The organism is Bordetella sp. N, from assembly GCF_001433395.1.
In the GTDB taxonomy this organism is placed as follows: Bacteria; Pseudomonadota; Gammaproteobacteria; order Burkholderiales; family Burkholderiaceae_B; genus Bordetella_C.
The window spans coordinates 6,131,850-6,155,614 of record NZ_CP013111.1 but is presented as its reverse complement, the minus strand read 5'-3'; the positions used below and the strand labels follow the sequence as shown (position 1 = coordinate 6,155,614).

Sequence of the window (23,765 nt, the reverse complement as noted above, 5' to 3'; positions counted from 1 at the left end):
GCGCATCACACCTGAGCCTGCCCACCATCGGCAAAGAGCTCAGCGCCATTGACGAAACTCGCATCGTCCGATGCCAGGAAGAGGACGGCCTTGGCGATTTCCTCCGCCTCACCAACCCGGCCTAGCGGAATACGCGAAGCAAGGTAATCCAGCAGGCCTTGCTGCCGGGCTTTATCGTCCCCAGCCAATTCCACCAGTCCAGGTGTCCGGGTCGCTCCAGGGGAAACCACGTTGACACGGATGCCAGTGCCTTTGAGGTCCAGCGCCCACGAGCGCGCCAGATTGCGAACGGCCGCCTTGGAAGCCGAATAAACGGAGAACGCCGCCGTGCCTTCCGTACCCGCGGTTGAGCCGGTCAAAACCACGGAAGAACCCTTGCCAAGCAAAGGCAGCGCCTTCTGCACGGTGAAGATAGTCGCCTTGACGTTGCGGCCAAAGGTGTCGTCAATCTGTTCTTCCGTGATCTGCCCGAGCGGCAGCATAGTGCCGCCGCCGGCGTTGACGAAGAGGACGTCCAGCCGGCCGGTGTCTTCTTTCACCCGCGCGTAAAGCCGATCCAGATCATCGTTGCTTGCCGAGTCCGCCTGCACACCGACGGCGCCATTACCGATCTCTGTAACCGCCTTATCAAGCGCATCCTTGCCCCGGCCCGTTATGTAGACGCGTGCGCCTTCGGCGACGAATAGTTTCGCCGCGGCAAGGCCGATGCCGCTCGTGGCGCCCGTCACAACGGCGGTTTTGTTTGCAAGTCTACTGACCATTCAAATTTCCCGTGATTGATGTCTCGGCGTAAAACATTGCCCGTTGCCGGACGGAGCCGCTGCCAGGACTTTATCCATATAAGCCTCCGGAGAGCACCATCCGCAAAAAATTCCTGAGCAAGAACATACATCCGCAGCAAGAAAGTTCATGCCGCCGCTGAACCGGCGCGACTAGGATCGCTACCGCCCCACAAGGGTGTAATCATCGAAAGGAACGCGGACGCTCATGACGACCGAAGATCTGGACTTGTCCATAACGAGACGCAACGTACTCAAGGCTGGCTCCGCCCTGGCTGCCACCCTCACCATGCCCACGGCTTCGAGCTTCGCCGCGCCGAAGTCGTCCGCCCATAAAGGAAACACCGAAATGAATGAAAGCTTCGTCAAGACCCGTGATGGCGTCGACATCTTCTATAAGGACTGGGGACCCAAGAACGCCCAGCCCATCGTCTTCCACCATGGCTGGCCGCTTTCGTCGGACGACTGGGATGCTCAGATTCTATTTTTCCTGCAACATGGCTACCGCGTCGTCGCGCATGACCGGCGCGGCCATGGCCGTTCCCAACAGGTGAGCGACGGCCATGACATGGACCACTATGCCGCCGACGCTTCCGCGGTGGTAGAACACCTGAACCTGAAGAATGCCGTCCATATCGGGCACTCCACCGGCGGTGGTGAAGTCGCTCGCTACGTGGCCAAATTCGGCCAACCCCAGGGACGTGTCGCCAAGGCTGTGCTCGTTAGCGCCGTGCCGCCGCTCATGCTGAAGACCGCCGACAATCCTGGCGGGTTGCCGATCGAGGTCTTCGACGGATTCCGTTCAGCATTGGCCGCAAACCGGGCGCAGTTCTTCCTCGATGTGCCTGCTGGCCCCTTCTACGGCTTCAATCGCACGGGCGCCAAGGTATCTCCCGGCGTCATCCAGAACTGGTGGAGGCAGGGCATGATGGGCAGCGCCAAGGCGCATTACGAGGGCATCAAGGCATTTTCCGAAACGGACCAGACGGAAGATCTGAAAAAGATCACGGTGCCGACCCTGGTTCTGCATGGCGATGACGACCAGATCGTCCCCATCGCCGACTCCGCCGAGCTTTCAATCAAACTGCTCAAGAACGGCACCTTGAAGATATACAAGGGCTACCCACACGGCATGCTGACGACCAACGCGGACGTCATCAATGCGGATCTGCTCGCTTTCGTCAAAGCTTGATCCATTTTCGCCCCGGCGGAGCGCTGGTCGCTTGGCCGGGGCGGAAGCCGCGCCTGGTTCCACCGACACTGACCTGAACAGCAAGCTCAAAGGAATGACCGTTGATAACTCAGATTGCCGCCATCAACTCTGCGACACCCATGCCGCAAACCGGCTTGATCGACGCGCGTCCTGCCGACCAGGCGGCGCAAAGTACGCAGGTAACGCCCGAGGAAGAGATATCAAGCGACGCCGCGGATGTGGGGTCTTCCAGTACGAAAGACAGCAAGGACACCGACCGCGCCGACAGTAAAAAGACCGAGACGGTCGCAAACCTGCAGAAGCAGATCGCACGATTGCAGAAGCAGCTCGCCCAGGCCCGCGAACAGCTGACGGCAATCCGCGGCAGCAACATGGACGACGAGCAAAAAGGCACGCTGGCCGCCGCGCTTCAAGTGCAGATAGCCATGCTGAACACCACCCTGATGTCTTTAATGATGAAGCTGGCCGATGCCATCGCCAATGAGAATGGCAAGATACTCGATGAGACGGGCGGGCGCCTGCCGCCCCAAACATGATGGCGATATAGCCGCTGATCCAAGCGCCGGGCTAGCGTTTGGCGCCTGGCACGACACCCTCCGCCGCCAACGCCATCGCCGCGTATCCCGCATCGCTTGGATGAACGTGGTCGCCGCTGTCGAAGGACGTTTTTAACCTGTCGGGATGCGCTGGATCGCGCAGCGCCTTATCGAAATCCACGACACCGTCGAAGGCCCGGCCGTCACGTATCCATTCGTTGACCTTGAGACGTATGGCCTCCCGCGCCGGCGGCAGCGCGGCTGGCGTGATCGTGCCGCCGACAATGTGCAGACCATGACGGTGCGCGGTGGCGATCACGCGACGGTAACCGGCGATCAAATCATCCGCACTGACGACTTTGTGAGGGGTGTCGCAATCCAGGCCTCGCCTGGCCGGCATCGAAGAAAAATTGATGTCATTGATGCCGATCATGACCACCACCGTGTGTACGCCAGGCAATTCCGCAGCGTCATGCTCGAAGCGAGATTCCAGGCTGTCGCCATAACAAACCGAGCCGGACAGCAGACGATTGCCGCTGATCCCCGTATTCAGGATGGCCATCGGAGTGGCGCCCGCGGCGGCGAGTCGCCTGGACAGCTCACTGGGCCAGCTGCGATCGGCGCCGAACGTCGACCGCAGGCCGTCGGTGATGGAGTCGCCGATGGCCACCAGCCCCCCTTTATGTTCACCGCTCACAGCCAGACGGGTGATCCAGGCGTATTGCGTGAACCGGACGTTGAAGGCCGCCGCCGGGATATCGCCGGCATGCCTGCCCTCGGACGATACGTAGCTGACGCGGCCCGCAATCCGGTGCCAGGCCTGCATGACGGCATCGCTGCCGGCATCCACGCTGACCGTGAGGGGCGCGCCACGGGTGACCTTGAATGGAATGGCATCGCTGTCCATCTCCATGCCCGGGCCCAATACCACTTCGCGTTTGCCACCAAAGGTCACGACGCTCGCGCTGCCAGGCTCGATGGCGGCCCCGGCGGCGCTGCGCGCCACGGTCACCCCGGCTATCGTCAAAGGCCGCGTGCCATAACGGTTGCTGATCCGCAGCTGAGTCGTCGTCCCGCTCAACGTAGGCACGATGATCTGCCGCACCGTGCGCCCCGCCACGGCGGGAGCCTGATAAAGCGGAGGCGGCTCCGCGATGCGCGGAATCTCCTGCAACGCGGTGCTCCACGACGTGGTCCAGGCGGTCGGCGATTGCGTAGCCGATTGCGCCGGCCGTTGCGTCGGCGCTTGCGCATAAGCATGCACCGAAAGCACGGCGGCCAATCCCCCCGTCACCCATACCGCGGCGCAACGGCGCCACACGGGAAAAAGTCTGTTCAAGCGTTGCATAGCCATGAGCCGTTTAATCCAGACAGGCAGCTTAACGTTTTATTCAGACAAGGACCTTAACCCTCCTGCTTGTGTTCGAAATGATGGGGTACGGGCGCGGGCGGTGAGTGATGTCCGGCGGAGCGCAGGGGCCGCTGCCCACCCAGTGCTCGCACCAGCACGTAGAACAGCGGCGTCAGAAACAGGCCGAAGACCGTCACGCCCAGCATGCCGAAGAAAACGGAAACCCCCATCGCGTTCCGCATCTCCGCGCCGGCGCCCGTAGATATGACCAGCGGAATCACGCCCATGATGAAGGCCATCGATGTCATCAGAATGGGCCGCAGGCGCAGCCGGGATGCCTCGATGACCGCTTGCAGCGTCGACATGCCGGCCATCTCCAGCTCACGCGCGAATTCGACGATAAGGATGGCATTCTTGGACGCCAGGCCGACAAGAACGATCAGGCCTATCTGGGTGAAGATATTGTTGTCCCCCTGCGTGAGCCACACGCCCAGCAGCGCGGAGAAGACACTCATCGGAATGATCAGAATGACGGCCAGCGGCAGGGTCAGGCTTTCGTACTGCGCGGCCAGGACGAAGAACACCAGCAGCACGCACAGCGGCAGGATCCACACGGCGGTATTGCCCGCGATGATCTGCTGATAGGTCAGGTCCGTCCACTCATACGCCATCCCGCGCGGCAAGGTTTCCGCGGCGATACGCTCGATGGCCGCCATGGCCTGGTCCGACGAATAGCCGGGCGCGGGACTCCCGCTCAAATCCGCGGCCGTGAAGCCGTTGTAACGCACCACCTGGTCGGGTCCATAGGTCTGACCGACGGTCAAAACAGAACCCAACGGCACCATCCGGCCCGCTTCATTGCGCATATGCAGCTGCCCGATGTCGTCGGGGTCGGAGCGGAAGCGGGCGTCCGCCTGCATCCGGACCTGATAGACGCGTCCCAGGAAATTGAAATCGTTGACGTAGTACGAGCCCAGAAAGGCCTGCAGCGTGTTGAATACCGCCAGCGTATCCACGCCCAGCTGCTGCGCCTTGGCGCGATCGACGTCGACTTTCAATTGCGGAACGTTGACCGTATAGGTGGAAAACAGCGGGCCCAGCTCCCGCGCCGCCGCGGCCTTCTTGATGAAGGATTGAGTCACCTTGTACAGCTCGTCATACCCCAGGTCCGCCCTGTCCTCGATCTGCAGCTTGAAGCCGCCCACCGTACCAAGGCCATATACCGGCGGCGCGGGAAAGACCGCGGTGAAGGCCTGGCGGATGCCGCCGTACTCCCGGTTCAGATCCGCCGCGACCTGATCCGCCGTGATGCCTGGACGATCCTTGAAGGGCTTCAACAGCACGAAGGTCAGCGCGGTGCTCGAACTCTTGGTCACGCCGTTGATGGAAAGACCGCTATAGCTCACCGTTTCCTGCACACCCGGATGCTTGAGCGCGATGTCATTCATCTGCTTCATCGTCGCTTCAGTGCGGTCCAGGGTCGCCCCTTCCGGCAACTGCGCCAGGCTGACGACATATTCCTTATCCTGCGCGGGGACCAAGCCGCCCGGCACATGTCCTGTCAGCCACCACGTGCCCGCGAGCAGCCCCGCGTAGACCGCCAGCAAAGCGCCTTTGCGGCCAAGCATCCGTCCCAGACGTGAGCCATAACCATCCGAAGCACGTTCGAAGACACGATTGAAAACCCCAAAGAAGCGGCCGAACACCTTGTGCATGAGGCGCGTCACCGCGTCCGGCGCATCGCCATGCGCTTTCAACAGCAAGGCTGACAACGCGGGAGACAACGTCAGGGAATTCACCGCGGAGATCAAGGTCGAGATGGCGATGGTGACGGCGAACTGCTTGTAGAACTGTCCCGTAAGGCCGCTGAGGAATGCCAGAGGCAGGAACACGGCGGACAACGTCAAGGCAATGGCGACAATCGGACCGCTTACCTCCCGCATCGCCTGGTAAGTCGCTTCACGCGGACTCAACCCGCGTGCGATGTTCCGCTCGACGTTCTCTACGACCACGATGGCGTCATCCACCACGATGCCGATGGAAAGCACCAGCCCGAACAAGGACAAGGTATTGATGGAGTATCCGGCGAGGTACAGAAACGTGAACGTACCGACGATCGATATCGGTACGGCAAGCAAGGGGATGATGGACGCCCGCCACGTCTGCAGAAACAGGAACACAACCAGCACGACCAGTGCGACGGATTCCAGCAAGGTGCGGACGACGGCATCGATCCCCGCCTGAACGGCGCGGGTCGGCTCATAAACCACGCGATAGGCCAGATCCTCAGGGAAATCCTTGGCAAGTTCCTCCATCACGCTATGCACCTCCCGCGAAATCTGCAAGGAGTTCGCTCCCGGCGCTTCCTGCACGGCCAGCGCGATGGCGGGTTGGTTGTTGAGCGTGGCGCGCAGGCCGTAGTCCTCCGCGCCGAGTTCCACCCGCGCCACGTCGCCCAGGCGGGTAATCGCGCCGTCAGCATTGGACTTGATGACGATGCGCTTGAATTCTTCGGCCGACTTGAGGCGCCCGTCAGCATTGACGTTGAGCGGGAAGGCAGTGTCAGGCGACGACGGCGCACTGCCGATGGTGCCGACCGCGGCCTGGATATTCTGGCGCCGGATGGCGCTAGTGACATCGCTGGGATCCAGGTGTCGCTGCGCCAGGGCGGCGGGGTCCAGCCATACACGCATGGCATAGCCCCCCGGGCCCCATGGCGCCACATCCCCCACACCGGCGATGCGGGCAAGGCGATCCTTCACGTGAAGGATGGCGTAGTTGCTCAGGTAGTTGCCGTCATAGGTGCCCTTGGGCGACACCATATGCACGGTAATGCTGATGATGGGCGAGCTCTTCACCGCGGTCACGCCAAGGCGCTGCACGTCCTCCGGCAGACGCGGCTGGGCTTGCGACACACGGTTCTGCACGAACTGCTGCGCCAGGTTCGGATCGGTGCCCAGCTTGAATGTCACCGTGATGTATAGATGCCCGTCGCCGCTGGCCTTCGATTCCATGTAGAGCATGTCTTCGACGCCGTTGATGGACTGTTCCAACGGCGCCGCGACCGTCTCGGCGATGGTCTTGGCATTGGCCCCCGGGTATTGGGCGTGGACCACCACCGACGGCGGAATCACCTGCGGGTATTCCGAGACCGGCATGTGAAATGCCGCGACGATGCCCGCGAGAAGAATGAGCGCCGACAACACGCTCGCGAAGATGGGGCGATCGATAAAGAACTTGGATAACTTCATGGCTTGCTGGCTGGAAACCTGGACAGCCTGAAGTCTGGCTTCGCCCCGCATGGTGATCCAGTGCGAAAACTGGCTAATATTATTGCCTTGGATAGAATTATTGAGCCTCTACGGCTCCGGAACTCTCTCCAGGTGAGCATCAAGACGTGCCGATGTCAGCACCTTTTTATTTCAAACAAGGCAATTAACACTCCAGGATGACTCAGTGAACCGCCTACAGTGGATGCAGATCTTCACCCGCGTGGTCGACATGCAAAGCTTCAGCCGGGCGGCCGACAGCCTTGCCCTGCCCGCCTCCCGGGTCACGCGCGCCGTCAAGGAACTGGAAGCCTTTCTTGGCGTACGGCTGCTGCAACGGACCACGCGTCACATCAGCCTGACGCCGGAAGGCACGTTCTATTACGACCACTGCAAGCGGCTGCTGGCCGACATCGAAGCCGTGGAGTCCAACTTCCCGGGTAGCGCCGGGCAAGCGCGCGGCCGTCTGCGCGTCGACATGACGCTTTCGCTGGCACGGCTGGTGGTGCTGCCCGCGATGAAGGATTTCCAATCCCGCTTCCCGGATGTCGAACTGACGCTGACCCTGTCCGACCGAACCGTCGAGCTGGTGCAGGAAGGGATAGATTGCGTCATTCGCGCCGGCACGCCGGAAGACTCGCCGACCCTGGTGGCCAAACGGATCGGCGCCTTCGAATGGGTAACCTGCGCGTCGCCCGACTACCTGGAGCAACACGGCACGCCCGCGACGCTGGACGATTTATCGGCGCACGAAGCCGTGGGTTATCTGTCCAGCCGGACAGCACGCCCTCTCGACTGGGATTTCGTGGAGAACGGCGAAAGCCGCTGCGTCAGGATGCGCGAGCGCCTGATCGTCAACGACACCGACGCGTATGTCACGTGCGCGGTCGAAGGCCTGGGCCTGATCCGGGCGGGCAGCTACATGGTGCTGCCGCATCTGCGCAGCGGACGCCTGCGCCGGGTCCTGGGCGACTTCGACGGGCCGGCCGCCCCGCTGTCGGTCATCTATCCCAGGAACCGCCATCTTTCACCCACGGTCAGGGCGTTCGTGGACTGGGTCGAAGGCGTCGTGCGGGCGGCCGAACCAAGTTGGCGGATAGGCGCATAAGCATCGCGCGGCCCGCCCCTGTTGCACGCACGCGAATTCAAAGATTCGCACAACATTTGCCCGATAACCTGCCTCGATTCCTTTAGGTGCTTGTTCGTTGCCTGAACGACGCCTTAAAGGATTTCCGTGTATTCGAGGGGAAGGCCCGTGCAGCGTGTCAATCGTCAGTATGTCAAAGGCAAGTCGCGCGTCGCCGCGAACACCCTCTTTCCACGTCAACGCCTGACGCTGGCACTGACCATCGCCTTGCCTTGGTGGAGTGGTAGCGCCATGGCGGCATGTACGCCGGTCAGCCCAACCGCGGGCGCTACCGTCACCTGCTCCGGCCCCGCCAATCCACTTTCCCCTTCTTACAGCGCCACCGCCGATGACCTGACAGTCAATATGCCGGCGGATAGCTCGGCCGGCGTGTTGCTGGGCGTCGGTGGCACTGTCATGACCCTGACGGGCAATGAGATCACGCTGAACAACGCCGGCACGATAGACCCGGCGCTGCTGGGCTCGCCATCCATCCTGTCGTCCGGCGCCGTTGTCGGAAACGGGAACGCCAGCATTGTCCGCATCGACAATATGGAAGGTGGCTTGATGAGGGGGACTTCCCTCGATCAGAGCGGCAATCTGAACGGTCTGACAGGCTTGGCCCTGACCGTGCAGAACGGCACCGGTGGCACATCGATCATCACGAACGAGGGCACGATCAGCGGCTTGCCCATTGTCGGTAACAACGTCGCAGCCGCCGACATCGCGGTCGTGGCGGCATACGGTGGCGCTCAGGTCTATTTCATCAATTCAGGTACGATCACCGGCCGTATCGCGTTTCAGAGTCCCGGCACGGCGGGGTTGCAGAACACCTTCACCAACGCAGGCACGATAGACGGCAGTGTCTCTCTGGGCGTCAACGGCGAGAATACATTCACCGCGGTTTCGGGTTCGTCCGTCAACGCGGCGGGCGGCACCGGCCAGGAGCTCAATGTCATAGGCCTGCCCGGCACCACGCTGAGCTTCGCGCCGACCGGCACCGTCGATGGCGGCGCGGGTGGCGACAATACCCTGGTCCTGCAGAACGTGCTTCCCTCGGCCGGCACCGGGTCAGGTACCGGGGGAGCCGCCACCACGATATCTGGCGCCACCTACATCAACTTCCAGCACCTGACCGTCAATAGCGGCACCTGGACCATCCCTGACGCCGTCGTCAGCGACGACACGACCATCGACGGCGGTCAGCTGACCCTCAACGGCTCGGGCGTAGATGCCTACACGGGCTCGATCCAGGTAAATGGCGGAACCCTGTTCGTGGGCGACAGCACGCATACGGCAGCCGCGGTCACGGGTGACGTCACCGTCAGCCAGGGCACGTTGAGCGGCTACGGTACGGTTCAGGGCAATGTGACGGTGACCAATGGCGGGACGTTGACGGCAGGCGGCACGTCGTCCATAGGCACGCTGACGATCGATGGCGACCTGGACGTGCAGGCCGGCACACAGCTGATTTTCGATGCCGGCGTGCCGGGGCCGAATTTTTCCACGCCAGGGCAAAGCGATCGCATCGTCGTGGGCGGCGCGCTAAGCATCGACGCCTCCTCCCTGACGGTCAATGACATCGGCAGCATGGGCCCGGGGTTATACAACCTGTTCCAGTGGGGGAGCACGCTGTCTTTCACGAACGGCGGCTTCACGCCGCCGGCCGGGTCATCGCTACAGATCCTCAGCAGCGACAAGCAAATCAATCTGATCGTGACCCAGGGTCAGACCCTCAACACGTGGAACGCCAACGGCCTGGCCAGCCCAGGCGCGATGGGCGGCGGCAGCGGCACCTGGACCGTGGTTTCCAATACCTGGGCCGACACCAACGGGACGTCGACCGGCCCGATGTCGCCGCAGCCTGCCTTTGCCATTTTCGGTGGCGCGTCCGGCACGGTCAGCGTGGACAACACGAACGGCGATGTCTCGGCCACCGGCCTGCAGTTCATGACCGATGGCTATCACTTGACCGGCGACGCGCTTACCTTGGTTGGCGACAACGGCGCGGTGCCCGTCATCCGCGTGAGCAGCGGCGCCACTGCCGTCATCGATAATCTCATCAACGGTTCGACGGGCATAAACAAGACGGACGGTGGCACCCTCGTCCTGAACGGGGCGAATATATACGCCGGCAACACAGTGCTCACCGGTGGCACGCTCTCCGTTTCATCCGATCTCAACCTTGGGCTATCGGCCAACGCCCTGGACTTCGAGGGCGGCATCTTGCAGGTCACGGGCACGGCTTATAACCAGACCGCTCGCAACATCATCTGGGGAAGCGCGGGCGGTGGCTTTGACATCACGGACCTCGCCAATACCTTCACCGTCAGCCAGGTTCTGGACGGAGCCGGCGGCCTCTACAAGACGGGCGCGGGTACGCTGCAGCTGACAGGCGCCAATACCTACAGCGGCGGCACCACGGTCGCCCAAGGCACATTGCGCGGTGACACGCTTAGCCTGCAAGGCAATATCGCCAACAATGCCAGCCTGGTGTTCGACCAAGGCCAGGATGGGACGTATGAGGGCGTGCTCTCGGGGAGTGGCGTATTGACCAAGGAAGGCGTGGCGAGCCTGGTTCTCTCCGCCGACAGCAGCGCTTATGCCGGCAGCACGCAGTTGCAGGCGGGCAGCCTGGAAGTGAACGGCAGCCTCGGTGGCACATTGACCGTGCAGTCGGGCAGCATACTGAGCGGCGTTGGTACTGTCGGCACGACGTCCATCGCCGCGGGCGGCACGCTGCTCCCGGGCAATACCGCACAGCCCATGGGGACGCTTACGGTCAACGGCAACCTGGCCTTCACGTCCGGTGCGGTCTATCAGGTGCGTACGGATGCGTCCGGTGCGCATAGCGGCGTGCATGTGACCGGCAGCGCCAGCCTGGCCGGATCGGTCCTGGATCTGGGGCAGGACGGCAGCTACGCGGCGTCGACGCGCTACGGCATCCTCCGTGCGGATGGCGGAATCTCCGGCAGCTTCCAGGATGTCAGCAGCAATCTGGCGTATCTCACACCTTCGCTGGCATATGGAAGCAATACCGTAGACCTGCTGATGAACCTGAAGCAGGTTCCCGTCGATAACGGCGGCGGGACAGGTGACGACGGCGGGACGAGCGGTGGGACCAGCCCTACGCGGACCATCCGTTTCGCGGACTACGCAACCAATCACAATCAACGCGTGACCGCCAACGCGTTGCAATCGTTGCCGGAGTCCTCCGCGCTGTACACCCGCGTGCTGAACCTTGCGGAAGGAGAACCGGCTGCCGTGTTTGCGTCGCTGTCCGGCGAAGGCTATGCCAGCACCATGCGGTCCCTGCAAGGCGTGGCGGACCGCGTGAGCAGCCTGCCCTTGTCGCATCTGCAAGCCAACCTGGGCGCGGGATCCTTGCCCGGCCCCGCCACCGCGCAACTCGGTGGCGGCGACGCGGCGACGCTGCCGCAGTCGGCCGCCCAGCCCGTCTGGGCGCAGGTGTTCGGCAGTTGGCGGAATCAGTCGGGCAACGGTGAGACCGTGCGCACCAGCGAGTCGGACAGTGGCATCTTCATCGGTGGCGATCACGCCGTGGGCGCAGGCTGGCGCGTCGGCGGCGCATTGGGGTATACGGATAGCCAGACCCGTCTGCGCGACCTGGGTTCGCGTAGCGACGTGGATAGCTATAGCGTCACCGTGTATGGCGGCAAGGCGTTCGACGCGGGTCCCGGCAAGATCAACCTGAGCCTGGGCGCGGCGTATACGTGGCATGACGTCAAAGCCAGGCGCGGCGCCAACGCGGCCGGCGTCAGCCAGGAATTGAAATCCAGCTACGGCGCCAGCACCGGCCAGTTCTTCAGCGAACTCGGGTACGCCCTGCCCTTGAATGACCGCGTGACCTTGGACCCCTTTTTGGGCGCCAGCTACAACGACCTGCGTACGCGCGGCTTCTCGGAATCGGGGGGCGATGCGGCGCTGGACGGCAAGTCCGGACGCAATCAAGTGGCGTCGACCACGCTGGGCCTGCACGTGCAGAGCACTTTCGACAGCGCCGGCGCGGCGGGCCGCGTGCGCGCCACCTTGAGCTGGCGTCACGCCTACGGCGACGTCAATCCGGCAACGACCCTGGCATTCCAGGGCAGCCAGACCTTCACCGTGACGGGCGCTCCCATTGCGCGCGACAGTGCGGTGGTGGAGCTGGGCGTGGATATGGCGGTCACCAAGCGCACGACGGTGGGAGTGAACTATGGCGGCCAGTTCGGCTCGGGCAGCAGGCAGAATGCCGGCAGCCTGGATGTCCGTTATCGCTTCTGAAGGCGCGGCGCCGTCGAGCACCAAGGCGGTCGCCGCTCAGCGCGTTTCACAAGGCGGCCCCGCGTCGTCTTCGTCAACGCTGACGCCAGGCCAAGCCCCTTCGCGCACGGACTCGACGACGATGCGCCGCACGGCCTGCAGCGCGCTCCACGACCCGGCGGACGTATCCCGATTGCGCGCCATCGCCAGGACGATCCCGCGCGTCAACGCAGGTCCCGTCAGCGGCGCGGCCTGCAGGCGTCCCTGCGCGATCTCGTCGCGCACCACCGAATACGGCATCAAGGTGTAGCCCGCGCCGTCCATGACCATGCGCGTCAACGTGGCGCTGCCCGCGTCACACTCGACCCGCACGTCCAGGTGGATATCCAGCGTGCGAGCCAGCATTTCGGCCTGCATGCGAACGCCGTACGACGTGGTCGGCAAGACCAAAGGCAACTCACCCAGCCGCTGCGCCGGGAAGGCCGGCCCCAAGGGGGCGGCGCTGACGGGGCCCACCAGATAGATAGCCTCGGTCAACCGCAGGCTGTCCCAAGCCAGCGCCGTCGGCGCCGGCGCGTAGGCCAGGCCGATATCGGCATGCCCATCAGTCAGCAGTTTGATCACCCGGCTCCCCATGTCCTCGACGAAATGCAGCGCCGTGGCGGGGAAGCTGGCATGCAAGCCCACCGCCAGGCGGCTGAAGATGACGCTGCCGATGGTGGGCGGTGCGGCAATCACCAGCCGCGCGGGGCCCTGATGAGTCAGGGCGTGCGCGACGCGCTGCGCCTCATCCATGGCATCCAATACTTTTTGCGCCGCACGAAGAAACGCCGTCCCGCCTTCCGTCAGCGCCGTGCCGCGCCCATTGCGGAAGAACAAGCGCACCCCCACGTCCTGCTCCAGCCGCCCGATGTGGCGGGTGATCGTGGATTGGTCCACGCCCAATTCGATGGCCGCGCTTGAAATGCTGCGATGCCGCGCGACCTTGGCGAACAGCGCCAGTTCGTCAGAGTTCATTCCGTCTCCTCTCGCCTGGGCTTATGCCCTCTTTCCCGGCGATTCTAGCGAACACCATGGCTCCCCAAGCAAGAACGGCATAACCGCTATGCAGATTCAGCAGCGCCAGGCCGTTTCCACACTCCTATAGTTCCCGCAGGCAGTGATCCCCCAGAAAACCGGAGACATCGATGAAAATCAGAAAAATCGAAGCGTACGCGCTGACCATCCCCCTGCATGCGCGCTATTGGGTCAGCAACGAAGTCATCGATAAATGCAGCCAGATCATCGTCAAGGTAACGACCGAGGACGGGCCGACCGGGCTGGCCACGCTGCACGGCCGCAATATGCCTCGCGTCCTTGAAATCGTGGCCGAACTAAGTGACTACCTGCATGGCCGCGACGCCTTGTCCCAGCATGCCATATGGGCCGACCTGTTCGGCTTGACGACGCAATCTCCCGGCACGATAAGCAAGCTGAAGCTGCCGGACGTTGGCGGCCCGGACAAGCGAGCCGCGATGCTGGCGGCGCTGGCCGGCATCGATATCGCGCTTTGGGACATCAAGGGCAAGGCCGCCGGCCTGCCGGTGTGGCGTCTGCTGGGCGGGGAACGCAAGAGCATCCGAGCCTACGTCACGGGGGGCTACTACCAGGATGGGGCAGACATCCTGGCCATCGCGCCGGAAATGGCGGGATACGTTGCCCAGGGCTTCAACGGCGTCAAGATGAAGGTGGGCGGCATGGCGCTGGACGTGGACGTGCAGCGGGTGCGAGCAGTGCGCGAGGCCATCGGCCCCGACACCATGCTTATGGTCGATGCCAATTGTGCCTACACCCTGCCACAGGCCATCGCGGCCATCCGGGCGTTCGAACCCTACGATATTCATTGGTTTGAAGAGCCGCTGCACTGGTACGACTCGGTCCGTGCGCTTGGCCGCCTGGCGCAGCACACCCATGTCGCACTGGCCAGCGGTGAATCGGAGATGCACAGCTGGGCGTGCCGGGACCTGATCGACCTGGGCGGGGTGCGCTATATGGAATTCGACGCCACCCGGTCCGGCGGCATCACGGAATGGCTGCGTGTGGCGGCGTATGCCCATCTACACGGCGTATTGATGGCCACGCATCACGATCCCCATATCCATGGGCATCTGGCGGCATCGGCTCCCAACGGCGATTGCGTGGAGGTGTTCGTGGACGAGAACCGTGACCCGCTGTGGGCCCGCCTGTTTACCGAACGGGCGCAGTTGCGTGACGGCCATCTGCATCTGAATGACTTGCCTGGCTTCGGCTTCGATATCGACTGGGATTTGGTGAAGCGCCACCATATCTGATTGCATCGGTGCCTATAAATAAAAAGCAGGAGACAAGCATGACCACCATGAAAACCGCCTTGGCCAGGGCGATACTGTTTCTGTCCGCCCTCCTGGCAAGCTCGCCCGTCCTGGCGGCAGGCTATCCCGACCATCCTCTACGCATCATCGTCCCTTTCGCGCCTGGCGGCGCCAGCGACCAGACCGCGCGTTTCATCGCGCAGAAACTGACCGAGCGCATGGGCCAGAGCGTCATCGTGGAAAACCGTACCGGGGCATCTGGTGTCATCGGCGCGGCCTATGTGGCCAGGTCGGCGCCCGACGGCTACACCCTGATGCTGGTCGACACTTCGTTTTCCATGGTGACGGCCATCGGCACCAACACGCCCTACGACCCATTGAAGGATTTCACGCATCTGCGCCTGATCGTGACGACGCCCGCGGTGGTGGCTGTCAGCCCCAAGAGCAATCTGCATACCTTGAAAGACCTGCTGGACGCGGCGCGCGCCCAGCCCGGCAAGATCTCTTATGGGTCGGGCGGCGTCGGCAGTCCTTTGCATCTGGCCGGCGCCCTGCTTGCCGACAAATCCGGCACCGATATGCTGCACGTGCCTTACAAGGGCGCGGCGCCGGCGGTCATGGACACCATCTCCGGCCAGGTCCGCTTGAGCATTCCGGCGCTACCGGCCGCACTGCCTTATCTGCAGTCCGGCCAGCTGCGGGCCCTGGCGGTGACGTCCGGGCATCGCGCGCCCTTGCTGCCTGACGTGCCCACTGTTGCCGAGGCCGGCGTCCCGGGCTACGACGCCGTCAGCTGGTTCGGGCTGACGATGCCGGCCAATGTCCCTGCTCCAGTATTGGGGAAGTTACGCACTGAACTCGACGCTATCCTTGCACTTCCCGAGACCCGGACGTTCTTTGCCCAGCAAGGCGCGGAAGTCTATGGCGGCAAGGAGCCTTTCACCGATTTCATCGCGGGTGAAATCAAGAAGTGGACGGAGATCGCGAAGAAGGCCGATATCCATCCCTGATGGCCGTTTGTTCGTCACATCTTGATGACGTCGAATAGCTCGCGCATGGCGCGATTGGCGGCGGCGCGCATCTGGCGCGGGCCCAGTTGCGCGGCGGCGCCACCCGCGCTGAGTGCCGCGACCACGCGGCCGCGCACGCGCAGGGGTAAGGCGACGCAGTTCAGGTTCGGGGCGGACGCGCCGATATCCAGGGCGTAGCCTTGCGCATTCACCCGCGCGAGTTCATCTTCCAGTGTCGAGCCGATGGCATCGCTGCGCCGTAACCGGCGCAAGAGCTGCCCGTCATGGGCGAGGAATATCTTGCCGACGGCGGACGTCAGCAGCGCGTCCCTGCGCTCATCGCGCGGTAGCTGTAAGGACTCGCCCTGCCCGTCCAGGGCCGCGAGCGTCAGATAGCTGCGCGTGCCGCCCGGGATGGCGAGGAAGCAGTTTTGTCCGGTCATGTCGGCGAAGGCACGCAATGCGGGCGCGAACGCGCGTCGCAGCTTCTGCGTAAGCGCATCCGCAGGATGTTCCGCCAGCAACGTCAGGCGTGCGCCCAGGCAATACTGCCGGCCGGTACGCTCGACGTGTCCCGTGCCAACCAGGGTGTCGAGCAGATGATGCGCCGTGCTCTTGCCCATGCCGCATTGCGTTGCCAGTTCGGTAAGCCGGGCACTGCCACCCAGTGCGCGCAATGCGTCCAGCAGCTGCATGGCACGCTCCACTGACTGAATGCCGTTGAAGCTTGCTTGAACGGGCGATGTCGGTGCTTGGTTTGGGCTCATTCTTCCTTGGATCCAGGCTTGATTCGTCCCGTTAGTTCGGGAGGGTGAAACTTTACGGGGCAATGACTTCCGGCTTGGATTATCGCGCCCCGGGCGCTCCTAGAATCGACGCGCTACAGGCCATCGCGCCACTGTCTTCGGGGATTTTATCCAATGACCCGCAGGCATCCCCTATCCGTCGACTGGAGCCCTGACATGAATCTGGATCTGCAACACGCCAAAGTACTGGTTACCGGCGGCTCGCGCGGCATCGGCCGCGCCATTGTTGAATGCTTTCTTGAAGAAGGCGCACGCGTGGCTTACTGCGCACGCAACGCGGCGGGCATCGAGGAAGCGCAAACCCGGTTCGGAGCGCGGGCGACGGGAACGGCTGTCGACGTGACCGATGCGACGCAGATGCAGCGGTGGGTGCAGGACTCGGCCCGCGAATTGGGCGGTATCGACGTCGTGGTCGCGAACGTCAGCGCGTTGGCAGGAGGCGGTGAGATCGAGGCGTGGCGGCGCGCGTTCGAAACTGACCTGTTGGGTACCGTGCATGCAGTGAATGCCGCCGTGCCGCTGCTGCGCGCTTCGCAGAAAGCCGCCGTGGTATTGATATCTAGCGTGTCCGGCCGCGAGGTCGATATGTTCGCAGAGCCTTACGGGGTGATGAAGGCGGCGCTGATCCATTATGGCAAGACGCTTTCCGTCCGCCACGCGCCGGAACGGATACGCGTGAACACGGTGTCGCCGGGGAATGTGTATTTCGCCGACGGCGTCTGGGGACAGATCGAGCGCGATTCCCCCGAGCTGTTCGCGCAATGCCTGGCCGCCAATCCGCTGGGCCGGATGGCGCGCCCCGAAGAAGTCGCGCGCGCCGCGGTATTCCTGGCCAGCCCCGCCGCGAGTTTCATCACCGGGACCAATTTGATTCTGGATGGGGGGTTGACTCGCGGAGTGCAGTTCTGAGGGCACCGCGCGGTCAACTCGTCAGTCCATGACCTCACCCGGCGCGTCGGGGATTCATGTTTGTTGCCACAGACGGGTTAATGGGCCGCCCTTTCCGGATACCGGGTCGCTGTTCGGGAACGGCAGCTTTTCCATTCTTTCCAGCATTGCAGCGGTGGGCGCTTCTCGGCAGATGTCGAAATTCTGGTCAGGCGGATAGGCGCCGACCACCAGGAAATCCGACGTTGCCGAAAGCTTGCAATGGCCAATACCCGTCGGCAGGACAACCACGTCGCCCGCGCGAACCTTGACCCGTTTGCCGTCCGGCCCGCCCAGCATCAACTCCGCCGAGCCGCCGGCGAAGCCTAGCACTTCATGGGCGGTCGAGTGGTAATGGTGGTAGTCGTATATGCCATTGCGCCACTGGGCGGGCCAGCCGTTTTTCGCCACGATTTCTTCGAACGAAGACGCGATCGCGTCGATATCGCCTGGCTTCAGTATCGCGGCATAGTGCAGCACCGGCAGACGCGGATTGTTCGGCACCCAGTCATTCTTCTGCAGGATGAAGCTATCCGGCGTGCCGCCCGCGGCGATCGCATCGGCTGCCGTCAACGAAAGGCCAGCGTTGACGAGGCCGAGTGTGGACACAACACGCATGAATTTCCGGCGATCACTATCAGCCATGGTCACTCTCTCCAGGTTGATGCTGACTTCCGCCATAGGAAGCCGATGCTGGCTGTCCATGCGCTACATCCTGGCATGGCAAAGCCCGTAGGGGAATTTGATTCAAGCATAGCCGATGGACTGTCGATCCAAGCCGAAGATGCGCCGCGGCAGGCTCCGTGCGAGAGCAGGCCGCAGCCCTTTTACTAAATCAAGCCGCGGATTTCGGTACCGGCGTATTGAGCAGTTGTTGCTCCCACATGTACGCGATGCCACTGCCGGCGGCGTGTTGTTTCAGGATTTCGGTCAGATCAGCGGCATGTTCCGTCCGTGCCCAGTCACGCTGCCATTCCGCGGCCACGGCCATCCAGGTCATCATATTGGCGCCGGCGCGTATCATGCGCTGAATGGCGACTTCGTGCGCCTCGACCGACACGCCGCCGGACGCATCAGTCACTACCGTGACGTCCCAGCCCTCACCGAGCGCCTGGATCGCAGGCATCGCAACGCAGATCTCGGTCCACAGCCCCGCGATGATCAATTGCTTCCGGCCTGTCGCCTTGACCGCGTCCACTACCTTCTTGTCCTGCCAGGTGTTGATGAACGTACGGTCAATGACTTCCTGACCGGGAAATACATCGGTGATCTGGGAGAAGATGAGGCCGCCACGATCCGCGACCACACTCGTAAGGATTGTCGGCACGCCAAAGGCTTTGGCCGACTTCGCCAATGCCGTCGAAGCATTGACCACAGCATGAGGGTCGTGGCTGTTCAGATTGGCGAGCTGGTAAGGCTGGTGATCGATAAGAACGAGTACCGAAGCTTCGGGACGTAGAAGCGAATCAAGGCCGTTACGAAAATTCATGCGCATTTCCTCTGTTGCCGTTATGGGCGGGATGGGATTTCTGAAGGAAAGATGGCGCCCGCGGCGCCGCTTTCCTGGACCCCATTGTGCGCATCCTCCATTCGATTCGATAGCGCCATTCCGCGATGAGCTGTGTCGCAGAAACAGGAACGCAGCCGTTATGCGGGTTGCGGGTGGCACGCTGTACCATTCCCGGTGGCACCACCTTGCGGACGAGGGAACACTCAATGAATATCGAGGATCTGGAGACATTCGTGGAAGTCGCCGATGCGGGAGGCATTTCGTCCGCGGCACTCAGAATGGGCGTCTCAAAATCTATCGTCAGTCGCCGGCTCGCGCGGATCGAGGCGGAACTTGGCATCCAACTGCTTGCGCGGTCCACGCGCGGGGCCGCGCTGACGGAGGCCGGAGCCACGTTCCGCGATCATGCAGCCAGGGCTTGCGCGGAAGTCGATGCTGCCAAGGATGCGATCCTGCCTGAAGGTGAGCTTCGCGGTCGTTTGCGCGTCTCCGCGCCAGTGTCGTTCGGTCCCAAGCACTTCGCTCCCGTGCTGGCGGAATTTGCGCGACAACATCCGCGGCTTCATATTCAAACGTCATACAGCGATCGCTTTGTGGATCTTATCGGCGAAGGCTTTGATTGTGCGATCCGGGTCGGCTTTTTGCAGGACTCCAACCTGGTCGCGCGGTGTGTCGGCCCGCTATACGGAAAATTCGTCGCCAGCCCGGACTATGTCAAAGCCCATGGATCGCCGGAGACGCCGGAGGAGCTGATTGCGCACCAAGCCCTCATGCAAGGCACGGAAGCGTGGCAGCTCGTGGATGGCGACAAGGTCATCACGGTTCGCCCGCAGGGACGTTTCAAGGCGGACAGTGGTGTCGCGCTCGCCGTCGCCGCGGCAGCCGGGCTGGGCGTTGCGGCGCTTCCTGATTACCTCACCGCCGAATACATCGCAGCTGGTACGCTTGTTCCGGTCATGACAAGGCATCCCCCACCGCCAGCAGGGATCTACGTCATCCGTCCACCTGGCCCGCATCCGGCACGAAAGGTCCGGGTTCTGACTGAACTGCTGCTTGAATGCTACGACCGGTAGGCTTATCGAGGTAGCCCCCCGACGCGCTCCCGCTCGATACCTTCCAGCGCGGACTTACCTATGCCATCTGCTACGGCCACAGCAGCGAAGACGATCGGAACGACCGACTCCACGCACGACATCCAAATAGGGCTAAGCCCGCATTACTATTATCCACAACTGAACGTACCGCCCGAATCGACTCTATGCGGCCGCTGCAGGCCGTCTCACCATGAGGAGTGCAGCAATGCGCGTGAATTTTGTGCTGTTCGAAGGTGTGACGCAACTGGACCTGACGGGGCCCTACGAAGTTCTGGTTCGTGCGCCCGGCTTTCAATGCGAGCTTGTCGCTAAGGCGCCTGGAAACGTCCGTTCGGATAGAGGTCTGGGGCTGGCGCCGACCACGACCGTGGCGGAAGCCGAACCCTGCGATCTGCTGGTTGTGCCGGGCGGTCCGGGAACGGACGCGGCGCTGGAAGACCCTTTGTGGGTGGATTTCGTCAGAGCTCAGGCTGCCACTGCAAAATGGGTGTTCGGCATCTGCACGGGGTCCCTGCTGCTCGGCGCGGCCGGACTGCTGCAAGGACGGCGCGCATCCTGCCACTGGATGGCACGGGATCTCCTGGCCGAGTTCGGGGCCCAGCCGGTGGATGACCGCACAACCATAGACGGCAAGTACTTCACATCAGGCGGCGTCACCGCGGGCATCGATATGGCGCTATTGGTCGTCGCCAACGTACTGGATCAGGCGACCGCCGAGCAGATCCAGTTGCAGATCGAATACGACCCCGCGCCGCCCTTCCCCGGCGGCACGCCTTTCACTTCACGTCCCGACATCGTGCAGCGTTGTCTTTCCGCGGCAACCGAAAGCCGCGCGCGGCGCGAAGCCGCGGTCAAGGCAGCCGCGGCCAATCTCAACGGCTAGAGATCGCTGCGCGAATGCGCGGCATCATCCCTGCCGGGCCAGGATCGCCGCCCGCCACCCAGCTAGCCTAAATAAATTCCACAGATCACTAGACGACCGGTCTAATCGCTGCTACATTACGGCCCATGAACACCGCAGCGACCACCGAAACCAACGAAGTCCGTGACAGCATCCTCGCCAATGGCCAACGCATCATGGCCGGGAAGGGCTTTTCAGCGGTCGGCATCAACGAGATTCTTACGGCGTCGAACGTGCCGAAGGGATCGTTCTACCACTACTTCGGTTCGAAGGACGCTTTCGGCGTGGCAATGCTCGAAAGCTACTTTGATGACTACCTGGCGGAGCTGGACGCAACGTTGGCAACCCCCGGCCTGGACATGGCTCAGCGGCTGATGAAGTACTGGGCCGATTGGCAAGACACCCAGTCCTTCTTCGACTGCCAGGGCAAATGCCTGGCGGTAAAGCTTGGAGCTGAAGTCGCCGATTTGTCGGAGGCCATGCGCCTGGCGCTCAAGAAAGGGACCGCCGGCATCGTGGATCGCTTGGCAGCCGCGATAGAAACAGGCGTGGCCGAGGGTTCGCTATCCATCGATTCCTCCCCTCGGGTTGCGGCTCAGAGCCTGTACCAACTTTGGCTGGGCGCCAGCGTCATGGTGAAGATCGTCCGCGACATGCAGCCATTCGACACCGCCATGGCGGCCACCCGCCAAACCCTACACCTGTCCCGCTGAACCGAGGATAGGTACCGCACTTCCCTGGAAGTGCTTTTTTACGCAACAACACTAGACGACCGGTCTATTTATTCACTCAAGGAGCAAAACCATGAAGATCCTGATGATCCTTACCTCGCATGACCAACTGGGCAACACGGGTCGCAAGACCGGTTTCTGGCTCGAAGAACTGGCCGCCCCCTATTACATCTTCAAGGACGCCGGCGCGGACATCGTGCTGGCCTCGCCGCAGGGCGGCCAGCCGCCGCTCGATCCCAAGAGCAACGAGCCCGCCTTCCAGACCGCCGCGACGCACCGCTTCGAGGCCGACGCGGAAGCACGGGAAAAGCTGGCTGCCACGGTCTGTCTGGATAGCGTGAATCAAGCCGATTTCGACACCGTGTTCTATCCCGGCGGCCATGGCCCGCTTTGGGACTTGGCGGAAGACAAGCATTCGATCGCGCTGATTGAATCCTTCCTCGCGGCGAACAAACCGATCGCCCTGGTCTGCCACGCGCCGGGCGTACTTCGCCACGCAAAGAAGCCTGACGGCAGGCCCCTCGTCGAAGGCTTGAAAGTCACCGGCTTCACCAATACCGAGGAAGACGGCGTACAGCTCACCGACGTGGTGCCGTTCCTGGTGGAAGACGAACTCAAGGCCAAGGGCGGCAAGTATTCGCGCGGCGACGATTGGGCGTCTTACGTCGTCAGCGATGGCCTTCTGATTACCGGCCAAAACCCCGCATCCTCCGCCGCCGCCGCGACCCTGCTGGTCAAGCAACTCGCCGCCGCCAATCAAGCTTGAGTATCTCCACACACAAGGTGTACCCATGCAATATCCATCGCTGTTCAAGCCCGTCACGCTAGGGCGCCACGCACTGAAGAACCGCATCGTGCTGCCGCCGCTAACACGGCAGCGCAGTGCCCAACCCGGCGACGTTTCGACCGACCTGATGGCCACGTATTACCAGCAACGTTCCGGTGCGGGGTTCATGGTCAGCGAAGGGACTCAGATCGAACCGCGCGGCCAGGGGTATGCCTGGACGCCAGGCATTTACAGCGAAGCCCAGATCGAAGGGTGGCGCAAGGTCACCGACGCGGTTCACGCGACCGGGGGCATCATCTTCGCCCAGTTGTGGCATGTCGGTCGCGTATCGCATACCGCCCTGCAACCGGACGGTGGCGCGCCTGTGGCCCCGTCCGCCATACAGGCGAAGAAGGTCAAGGCTTTCATTCAAACGGCGCCAGGCATCGGCATGCTGGTCGAACCGCCTGAACCTCGCGCACTCTCGGTTGCCGAAATCAAGGACCTGGTTGCGCAGTACGCCCAAGCCGCAAGGAACGCGATAGCCGCCGGGTTCGACGGCGTCGAGATCCACGCCGCCAATGGTTATCTGGTCAATCAATTCATATCGGCCCACGCGAATCAACGTGACGACGAATATGGCGGTTCGCTACAGAATCGGCTGCGTTTTCTACGAGAAATCGTCGATGCCGTTGCGGCGGAGGTCGGACCGGATCGACTTGGCGTGCGCTTCACGCCGCTATTCACCAGCACGGATCAGGACAGGGTTTATATCGGCCTGGTCGAAGAAGACCCGCAACAGACATACGTTGAAGCCATCAGAGTGCTGGAAGCAGCCAAGGCTGCCTACGTTTCAATCGCCGAAGCCGACTGGGATAACGCGCCTGATCTGCCAGAGCAATTTCGGCGCGCAGTACGCGACACGTTCAGCGGCAGGATCATTTATGCCGGCCGCTATACCGCCGAACGCGGCGCGCGACTGCTCGACACGGGCCTGGCGGACCTGATCGCCTTCGGCCGCCCTTTCATCGCCAATCCCGACTTACCGCAACGCATTGCCAATGGCTGGCCTCTCGCGCCTCTGGATCCCGCAACCGTCTACGGCGGCGCGCAGCAGGGTTACACGGATTATCCGGCCTACGCATAAACCTCT

19 protein-coding genes are annotated in these 23,765 nt (G+C 62.7%); 12 read left to right on the top strand and 7 right to left on the bottom strand.

What is annotated here, in order from left to right; translation table 11 throughout:
* Nucleotides 1–5: 5 nt before the first annotated feature.
* Nucleotides 6–761, bottom strand: coding sequence for an SDR family oxidoreductase (locus tag ASB57_RS26570; protein ID WP_057654891.1), 756 nt, complete (start codon nt 759–761; stop codon nt 6–8).
* A 367-nt stretch (nt 762–1,128) separates the two neighbouring features.
* Here ASB57_RS26570 and ASB57_RS26565 point away from each other — a divergent pair, with 367 nt between their 5' ends.
* Nucleotides 1,129–1,971 carry an alpha/beta fold hydrolase gene (locus tag ASB57_RS26565; RefSeq protein ID WP_231755496.1) on the top strand — a complete coding sequence of 281 codons (843 nt, stop codon included), beginning with the start codon at nt 1,129–1,131 and terminating at the stop codon, nt 1,969–1,971.
* A gap of 140 nt (nt 1,972–2,111) precedes the next feature.
* The gene (locus ASB57_RS26560; protein ID WP_057654889.1) at nt 2,112–2,528 is read left to right on the top strand and encodes a FlxA-like family protein; all 417 of its coding nucleotides are present in this window, start codon (nt 2,112–2,114) and stop codon (nt 2,526–2,528) included.
* Nucleotides 2,529–2,559: 31 nt separating this feature from the next.
* Here ASB57_RS26560 and ASB57_RS26555 read toward each other — a convergent pair whose 3' ends face one another.
* Nucleotides 2,560–3,867 carry an SGNH/GDSL hydrolase family protein gene (locus ASB57_RS26555; RefSeq protein WP_231755263.1) on the bottom strand — a complete coding sequence of 436 codons (1,308 nt, stop codon included), beginning with the start codon at nt 3,865–3,867 and terminating at the stop codon, nt 2,560–2,562.
* Between the two features lie 65 nt (nt 3,868–3,932).
* Nucleotides 3,933–7,130: an efflux RND transporter permease subunit gene (locus tag ASB57_RS26550; protein WP_057656465.1), complete on the bottom strand. Its 3,198-nt coding sequence runs from the start codon at nt 7,128–7,130 to the stop codon at nt 3,933–3,935.
* A gap of 205 nt (nt 7,131–7,335) precedes the next feature.
* On the opposite strand from ASB57_RS26550, the gene ASB57_RS26545 reads away from it, so the two are divergent.
* Together ASB57_RS26545 and ASB57_RS26540 are read left to right on the top strand one after the other, a co-directional pair.
* The gene (locus tag ASB57_RS26545; RefSeq protein ID WP_057654888.1) at nt 7,336–8,256 is read left to right on the top strand and encodes a LysR family transcriptional regulator; all 921 of its coding nucleotides are present in this window, start codon (nt 7,336–7,338) and stop codon (nt 8,254–8,256) included.
* 147 nt (nt 8,257–8,403) lie between these two features.
* Nucleotides 8,404–12,558, top strand: a complete 4,155-nt coding sequence (locus ASB57_RS26540) for an autotransporter domain-containing protein (protein WP_057654887.1) — start codon at nt 8,404–8,406, stop codon at nt 12,556–12,558.
* Nucleotides 12,559–12,594: 36 nt separating this feature from the next.
* On the opposite strand, the gene ASB57_RS26535 is transcribed toward ASB57_RS26540, so the two are convergent.
* Complete coding sequence (locus ASB57_RS26535; RefSeq protein WP_057654886.1) at nt 12,595–13,554, bottom strand: LysR family transcriptional regulator; 960 nt, start codon at nt 13,552–13,554, stop codon at nt 12,595–12,597.
* 170 nt (nt 13,555–13,724) lie between these two features.
* Between ASB57_RS26535 and ASB57_RS26530 the strand changes: the two genes are divergently transcribed.
* Nucleotides 13,725–14,867, top strand: coding sequence for a mandelate racemase/muconate lactonizing enzyme family protein (locus tag ASB57_RS26530; protein ID WP_057654885.1), 1,143 nt, complete (start codon nt 13,725–13,727; stop codon nt 14,865–14,867).
* A gap of 38 nt (nt 14,868–14,905) precedes the next feature.
* Entirely contained in the window at nt 14,906–15,877 is a 972-nt protein-coding gene (locus ASB57_RS26525) for a tripartite tricarboxylate transporter substrate binding protein (protein WP_057654884.1), read from the top strand.
* A gap of 14 nt (nt 15,878–15,891) precedes the next feature.
* Here ASB57_RS26525 and ASB57_RS26520 read toward each other — a convergent pair whose 3' ends face one another.
* A complete protein-coding gene (locus ASB57_RS26520) occupies nt 15,892–16,644 on the bottom strand; it encodes an IclR family transcriptional regulator (protein ID WP_255361997.1) in 753 nt (250 codons plus the stop codon).
* 195 nt (nt 16,645–16,839) lie between these two features.
* On the opposite strand from ASB57_RS26520, the gene ASB57_RS26515 reads away from it, so the two are divergent.
* Entirely contained in the window at nt 16,840–17,592 is a 753-nt protein-coding gene (locus tag ASB57_RS26515; protein ID WP_057654882.1) for an SDR family NAD(P)-dependent oxidoreductase, read from the top strand.
* Nucleotides 17,593–17,646: 54 nt separating this feature from the next.
* Here the strand turns inward: ASB57_RS26515 and ASB57_RS26510 are convergent, their stop codons facing one another.
* Complete coding sequence (locus tag ASB57_RS26510) at nt 17,647–18,315, bottom strand: cupin domain-containing protein (RefSeq protein ID WP_231755262.1); 669 nt, start codon at nt 18,313–18,315, stop codon at nt 17,647–17,649.
* Between the two features lie 130 nt (nt 18,316–18,445).
* Complete coding sequence (locus ASB57_RS26505; protein WP_057654881.1) at nt 18,446–19,099, bottom strand: hydrolase; 654 nt, start codon at nt 19,097–19,099, stop codon at nt 18,446–18,448.
* Nucleotides 19,100–19,326: 227 nt separating this feature from the next.
* Between ASB57_RS26505 and ASB57_RS26500 the strand changes: the two genes are divergently transcribed.
* The 5 genes from ASB57_RS26500 to ASB57_RS26480 all read left to right on the top strand — a co-directional run bounded on the left by ASB57_RS26500 (nt 19,327) and on the right by ASB57_RS26480 (nt 23,759).
* Entirely contained in the window at nt 19,327–20,193 is an 867-nt protein-coding gene (locus ASB57_RS26500) for a LysR family transcriptional regulator (protein WP_057654880.1), read from the top strand.
* A 226-nt stretch (nt 20,194–20,419) separates the two neighbouring features.
* Nucleotides 20,420–21,097, top strand: coding sequence for a DJ-1/PfpI family protein (locus ASB57_RS26495; protein WP_057654879.1), 678 nt, complete (start codon nt 20,420–20,422; stop codon nt 21,095–21,097).
* Nucleotides 21,098–21,222: 125 nt separating this feature from the next.
* Nucleotides 21,223–21,828: a TetR/AcrR family transcriptional regulator gene (locus ASB57_RS26490; RefSeq protein WP_057654878.1), complete on the top strand. Its 606-nt coding sequence runs from the start codon at nt 21,223–21,225 to the stop codon at nt 21,826–21,828.
* Between the two features lie 91 nt (nt 21,829–21,919).
* The gene (locus ASB57_RS26485; RefSeq protein WP_057654877.1) at nt 21,920–22,612 is read left to right on the top strand and encodes a type 1 glutamine amidotransferase domain-containing protein; all 693 of its coding nucleotides are present in this window, start codon (nt 21,920–21,922) and stop codon (nt 22,610–22,612) included.
* Between the two features lie 25 nt (nt 22,613–22,637).
* On the top strand, nt 22,638–23,759 hold the full coding sequence (locus ASB57_RS26480) for an alkene reductase (protein ID WP_057654876.1): 1,122 nt from the start codon (nt 22,638–22,640) through the stop codon (nt 23,757–23,759).
* The last annotated feature ends 6 nt before the right edge of the window (nt 23,760–23,765 follow it).